This is a genomic window from uncultured Caulobacter sp., assembly GCF_937900395.1.
GTDB lineage: Bacteria > Pseudomonadota > Alphaproteobacteria > Caulobacterales > Caulobacteraceae > Caulobacter.
This window is the reverse complement of sequence record NZ_CALCDX010000200.1, coordinates 1-5,697: the sequence shown is the minus strand read 5'-3', so window position 1 is coordinate 5,697 and position 5,697 is coordinate 1. Positions and strand designations below refer to the sequence as shown.

Sequence of the window (5,697 nt, the reverse complement as noted above, 5' to 3'; positions counted from 1 at the left end):
CGTCTGGAAGGGCTTCACGCTCAAATATTACGAGAAGCTGTTCAACGACTCCGCCCTGCTGGAGGCCTTCGCCAACAGCCTGACGATCGCGGCGGTCTCGACCGTGATCAGCCTGGTCATCGGCGCTCTGGCGGCGCTCGTTTTGTGGCGCTTCCGCTTCCCGGGCAAGACGGCGCTCGACGGGGCCCTGGCCCTGCCGATCGTGGTGCCCGAGATCTGCATGGGCGTCGCCATGCTGGTGTTCTTCGCCAAGGTCATGCCCTGGCCGCAGGGCCTGCCGTGGCCGCTGAACCTGGGCGCGATCATCATCGCCCACGTCTCGTTCTCGTTCCCGTTCGTGGCGGTGGTCGTGCGGGCCCGCATGGCCAGCTTCAACCGCGAGATGGAGGAGGCCGCCCGTGACCTGGGGGCCGGTGAGTTCCGCACCATCAAGGACGTGATCCTGCCGCACATGGCCCCGTCGCTGGTGGCCGGCGCGCTCTTGGCCTTCACGCTGAGCCTGGACGACTTCGTCATCACCTTCTTCACCGCCGGCCCCGACACGGTGACCTTCCCGGTGAAGGTCTATTCGATGGTCCGCTTCTCGGTGACGCCCGAGGTCAACGCGGCCTCGACGGTGCTGATCGTGCTGACCGTGCTGCTGACCGCGGCGGCGCTGAAACTGCAAGGCGACCCCGCCGCGACGGCGGGTCATGGGGGCGAAAAGCAATGAGCATTTCCCTCAATTCGCTCATCCCCGCGAAAGCGGGGACCCAAGCCGAGCTGGTGGCTTTGCTCGGCATTCGAACTGGCAAGGCCGCTTGGGTCCCCGCTTTCGCGGGGATGAGCGGTGATAAGGGGGCCGAAGGTGAGCGCTGAGCCAAAACCCATCATCACCTTCGAGAACGTCACCAAGCGGTTCGGCAAACTAGCCGCGGTCGACAACGTCACCCTGACCGTCAACGAGGGCGAGTTCTTCGCGCTGCTGGGGCCGTCCGGCTGCGGCAAGACCACCCTGTTGCGGATGCTGGCCGGCTTCGAGACGCCGACCGAGGGGCGGATCCTGATCGACGGCCAGGACATCGTGAACGTGCCGCCGAACAAGCGGCCGGTGAACATGGTGTTCCAGTCCTACGCGGTGTTTCCGCACATGACCGTGGCCGACAACGTCGCCTACGGCCTGAAGGTCGACCGCGTGCCCAAGGCCGAGCGCGACCAGCGCGTGTCCGAGGCGCTGGAACTGGTGCAGCTGGGCGGCCTGGGCGAGCGCAAGCCCGACCAGCTGTCCGGCGGCCAGCGTCAGCGCGTGGCGCTCGCCCGCGCCCTGGTCAAGCGGCCGCGGGTGCTGCTGCTGGACGAGCCGCTGTCGGCCCTGGACGCCAAGCTGCGCGAGCAGATGCGCACCGAGCTCTGCACCCTGCAGGAGAAGGTCGGGATCACCTTCATCATGGTCACCCACGACCAGGACGAGGCGCTCGCGCTCGCCTCGCGCTGCGCGGTGATGAGCAAGGGCGTGCTGCAGCAGGTGGCCACGCCCAGCGACCTCTACGAGTTCCCCAACAGCCGCTTCGTCGCCGACTTCATCGGCCAGGTGAACCTGTTCGAGGGCGTGCTGGCGGTCGACGAGCCCAGCCACGCGGTGATCAAGTCGCCGGACCTGCCGGTCGACATCTTCCTGGACCACGGCGTCACCGGCCCGCGCGGCGGGACGGCCTGGGCCGCGATCCGCCCCGAGAAGATCGAGCTGCACAAGAAGGAGGGCGACGAGCCGCCGAACCTGGGCGATTGCCCGAAAGGCTTCAACGCGGTGGCGGGCGTCATCAAGCACGAGGCCTATCTGGGCGGCTCCTCGACCTACGAGGTGGAGATCGCCGGAGGAAGGCGCGTGAAGGTCCAGCGCTCGAACCTGACCCGCTGGGACCAGGAAGACTTCAAGCTGGGCGAGACGGTGTGGCTGTGCTGGCACGCCTGCTCGCCGGCGGTGCTTCTGTCGTGACCCATGCTTAGCCACAACCCGACCTTCCCGGCGAGCGCCGGGACCCAGATTCAGCCAGAGCGCCCGACGAGGTCGCGCTTACTTGATGCGCCCGCCCGTCAGAGTATGGCGCCTTCGATCTGGGCCCCGGCATTCGCCGGGGAAATCGGAGATCTAGGATGACCGCTCGCCCCGTCGCCGGGATCATCTGCTGCACGCGCACCGTCGGGGTCGAGCCGGCCCAGGCGGTGATGAGCCGCTATGTCGAGGCGACGATGGCCTATGGCGATGTGGCGGCCCTGCTGGTCCCGTCGCTGCCGGGGCGGATGCGGGCGGCCGAGGTCGTCGGGCGGCTGGACGGGCTGATGCTGACCGGCAGCCCCTCGAACCTCGACCCGGCCCTCTATGGCGAGGAGATAGGCGACGCGCCGGGCCCGTTCGACGCGGCGCGCGACGGCATGACCGCCGACCTGATCAAGGCCATGCTGGACCTGGGCAAGCCGGTGTTCGGCATTTGCCGCGGCTTCCAGGAGATCAATGTCGCGTTCGGCGGGACGCTGCGGCGGGACATGGCGGCCAACCCCGACCTGATCGCCCACCACGCGCCGGACGACGTCGACTTCAACGGCATGTTCGACCACACCCACGACGTGGCCCTGACCCCCGGCGGCGTGCTGGCCCGCGCGTTCGGCGCCGAGGCGGCGGTGGTCAATTCGGTCCACTACCAGGGCGTCGATCGGCTCGGCGAAGGCCTCGCCGTGGAAGCCCGCGCGCCGGACGGCGTGGTCGAGGGCTTCTCCGCCACCGTCAACGGCGCGCCCGTGCTGGCCGTGCAGTGGCACCCCGAATGGAAGCCGGCGCAGAACCGGCAATCGCAGATCTTCTTCGAAATCTTCGGACGCGCCCTCAGAGGCGCGCCGCTCATCGTCGATACCCCAGGAGCCTCAGTATGACCGTCCCCATCCGTAACCACGACGTCGCCGAGCTCAAGCGTCTCGACCTCGCCCACCACCTGCCGGCCCAGGCCGACCACAAGGTGATCTTCGAACTTGGCGGCAGCCGGATCGTGACCCGGGCCGACGGCTGCTACATCACCGACGGCGACGGCCACCGCATCCTCGACGGCATGGCGGGCCTGTGGTGCGTCAATGTCGGCTATGGGCGCACCGAGCTGGCCGAGGCGGCCTACGACCAGATGCTGGAGCTGCCGTACTACAACACCTTCTTCAAGACGACGACGCCGCCGACCGTGAAGCTGGCGGCCAAGATCGCCGAGAAGATGGGCGGTCATCTGACCCACGTGTTCTTCAACTCGTCGGGGTCGGAGGCAAACGACACGGTGTTCCGCCTGGTCCGCCACTACTGGAAGCTGAAGGGCCAGCCCAGCCGCACAGCCTTCATCAGCCGCTGGAACGCCTATCACGGCTCGACCGTGGCCGGCGTCTCGCTGGGCGGCATGAAGCACATGCATGTGCAGGGCGACCTGCCGATCCCCGGCGTCCACCACGTGATGCAGCCCTATCAATTCGGCGACGGCTTCGGCGAGGATCCGGCCGCCTTCCGCGATCGCGCGGTGAAGGAGATCGAGGACAAGATCCTCGAGGTCGGGCCCGAGAACGTCGCGGCCTTCATCGGCGAGCCGGTGCAGGGGGCGGGCGGGGTGATCATCCCGCCGGACGGCTATTGGCCGGCGGTGGAAGCGCTCTGCCGCAAGTACGGCATCCTGCTGGTCTGCGACGAGGTGATCTGCGGCTTTGGGCGGCTGGGCCAGTGGTTCGGCCACCAGCACTACGGCATCAAGCCGGACCTGATCGCGATGGCCAAGGGCCTGTCGTCCGGCTACCTGCCGATCTCGGCGGTGGGCGTGGCCGGCCACATCGTCGCCGAGCTGCGCGAGAAGGGCGGCGACTTCATCCACGGCTTCACCTATTCGGGCCACCCGACCTGCGCGGCCGTGGCGCTGAAGAACATCGAGATCCTCGAGCGCGAGGGCCTGGTCGAGCGCGCCCGCGACGACGCCGGGCCCTATCTCGCCAAGGCGCTGGCGCGGCTGAACGACCACCCGCTGGTCGGCGAGACCCGCTCGCTGGGCCTGATCGGGGCGGTCGAGATCGTCCGCGAGAAGGGGACCAACCATCGCTTCCTGGACAAGGAAGGCGAGGCGGGGCCGATCGTTCGCGACATCTGCATCAAGAACGGCCTGATGGTCCGCGCCATCCGCGACAGCATCGTCTGCTGCCCGCCGCTGATCATCACCCACGCCGAGATCGACGAGCTGGTCGGGATCATCGAAAAGTCCCTGACCGAAGCCGAGCCCATCCTCCGCGCGCTGAAACCGGAGGCGGTGTCATGAAGCCCAAGCACAACAAGGCCAAGCGCGAGAACACCCTGGACCGGGGCGTCTCGACCCTGGAGGAGGCGGGGGCCTGGTTCGCGCGCCAGAGCATCGAGGAGATCGAGTGCGTGGTGCCCGATCTGGCCGGCGTGGCGCGCGGCAAGATCATGCCGGTGCGCAAGTTCCTCGGCACGCCGTCGATGAACCTGCCGCTGGCGGTGTTCTACCAGACCATCACCGGCGACTTCCCCGAGTTCGAGGGAGCGGTGAACGCGGTGCAGTCCGACACCGACATCTTCCTGACCCCGGACTTCGCGACCTTGGCCGCCGTGCCGTGGGCCCAGGACCCGACGGCCCAGGTGATCCACGACGCCTTCCACCCCGACGGCCGCCCCGTCGAGGAGGCGCCCCGCCAGGTGCTGCGGCGGGTGTTGGCGCTCTACGACGAGAAGGGCTGGAATCCGATCGTCGCGCCGGAGATCGAGTTCTATCTCGTCGACCGCAACACCGACCCGGACTATCCGCTCAAGCCGCCCATCGGCCGTTCGGGCCGTCCGGAGACCGGCCGCCAGGGCTATTCGATCAGCGCGGTCAACGAGTTCGACGCCCTGTTCGAGGACATGTACGAATATTCCGAGCGCCAGGGCCTGGAAATCGACACCCTGATCCACGAGAGCGGCGTGGCGCAGATGGAGATCAACCTGCGGCACGGCCATCCGCTGGAGCTGGCCGACCAGGTCTTCATGATGAAGCGCACCATCCGCGAGGTGGCGCTGGAGCACGAGATCTACGCGACCTTCATGGCCAAGCCGATGGCGTCCGAGCCTGGCAGCGCCATGCACATCCACCAGTCGATCGTCGACAAGAAGGGCCGCAACCTGTTCTCGGACGAGAAGGGCGAGGAGACCGACCTGTTCCACGGCTTCATCGCCGGCCAGCAGACCTTCCTGCCGGCGATCATGGCGATCCTGGCGCCGTACGTGAATAGCTACCGCCGGATCGCGCGGGACTCCGGCGCGCCGGTCAACACCCAGTGGGGCTACGACAACCGCACCTGCGGCTTGCGCGTGCCGCCGTCGGATCCGGCCAACCGGCGCCTGGAGAACCGCATCCCCTCGTCGGACGCCAATCCGTACCTGGCGATCGCGGCCTCGCTGGCGGCAGGGTATCTGGGCATGGTCCAGGGCCTCAAGCCCGCCGAGCCGGTCGCCACCGACGCCAGCGTCCGGGGCGTGGAGTTGCCGCGCAGCCTGTCGGAATCGCTGAAGCTGTTCGAGGCCTGCCAGCCCCTGGTCGACATCCTGGGGCCCACCTTCTGCGCCGCCTATGACCGCGTGAAGCAGGCCGAGTACGAGACCTTCATGCGCACGATCAGCCCGTGGGAGCGGGAGTTCCTGCTGCTGAATGT

The 5,697-nt window shown here is 68.0% G+C and carries 5 protein-coding genes; all 5 read left to right on the top strand.

The features are described from left to right. Positions 1-712 (top strand): ABC transporter permease (locus Q0379_RS17770; RefSeq protein WP_299014609.1); only part of this gene is annotated, 712 nt, incomplete at its 5' end. 135 nt (positions 713-847) lie between these two features. Beyond that, the gene (locus Q0379_RS17765) at positions 848-1,975 is read left to right on the top strand and encodes an ABC transporter ATP-binding protein (protein WP_299014604.1); all 1,128 of its coding nucleotides are present in this window, start codon (positions 848-850) and stop codon (positions 1,973-1,975) included. Between the two features lie 158 nt (positions 1,976-2,133). Continuing rightward, positions 2,134-2,907 carry a gamma-glutamyl-gamma-aminobutyrate hydrolase family protein gene (locus Q0379_RS17760; RefSeq protein WP_299014601.1) on the top strand — a complete coding sequence of 258 codons (774 nt, stop codon included), beginning with the start codon at positions 2,134-2,136 and terminating at the stop codon, positions 2,905-2,907. Beyond that, positions 2,904-4,307, top strand: a complete 1,404-nt coding sequence (locus Q0379_RS17755) for an aspartate aminotransferase family protein (protein ID WP_299014598.1) — start codon at positions 2,904-2,906, stop codon at positions 4,305-4,307. Before Q0379_RS17760 ends, Q0379_RS17755 begins: the two co-directional genes overlap by 4 nt. Further along, positions 4,304-5,697: glutamine synthetase family protein (locus tag Q0379_RS17750; protein WP_299014595.1), on the top strand; the 1,394-nt coding region annotated here is incomplete at its 3' end. The genes Q0379_RS17755 and Q0379_RS17750, both read left to right, overlap by 4 nt.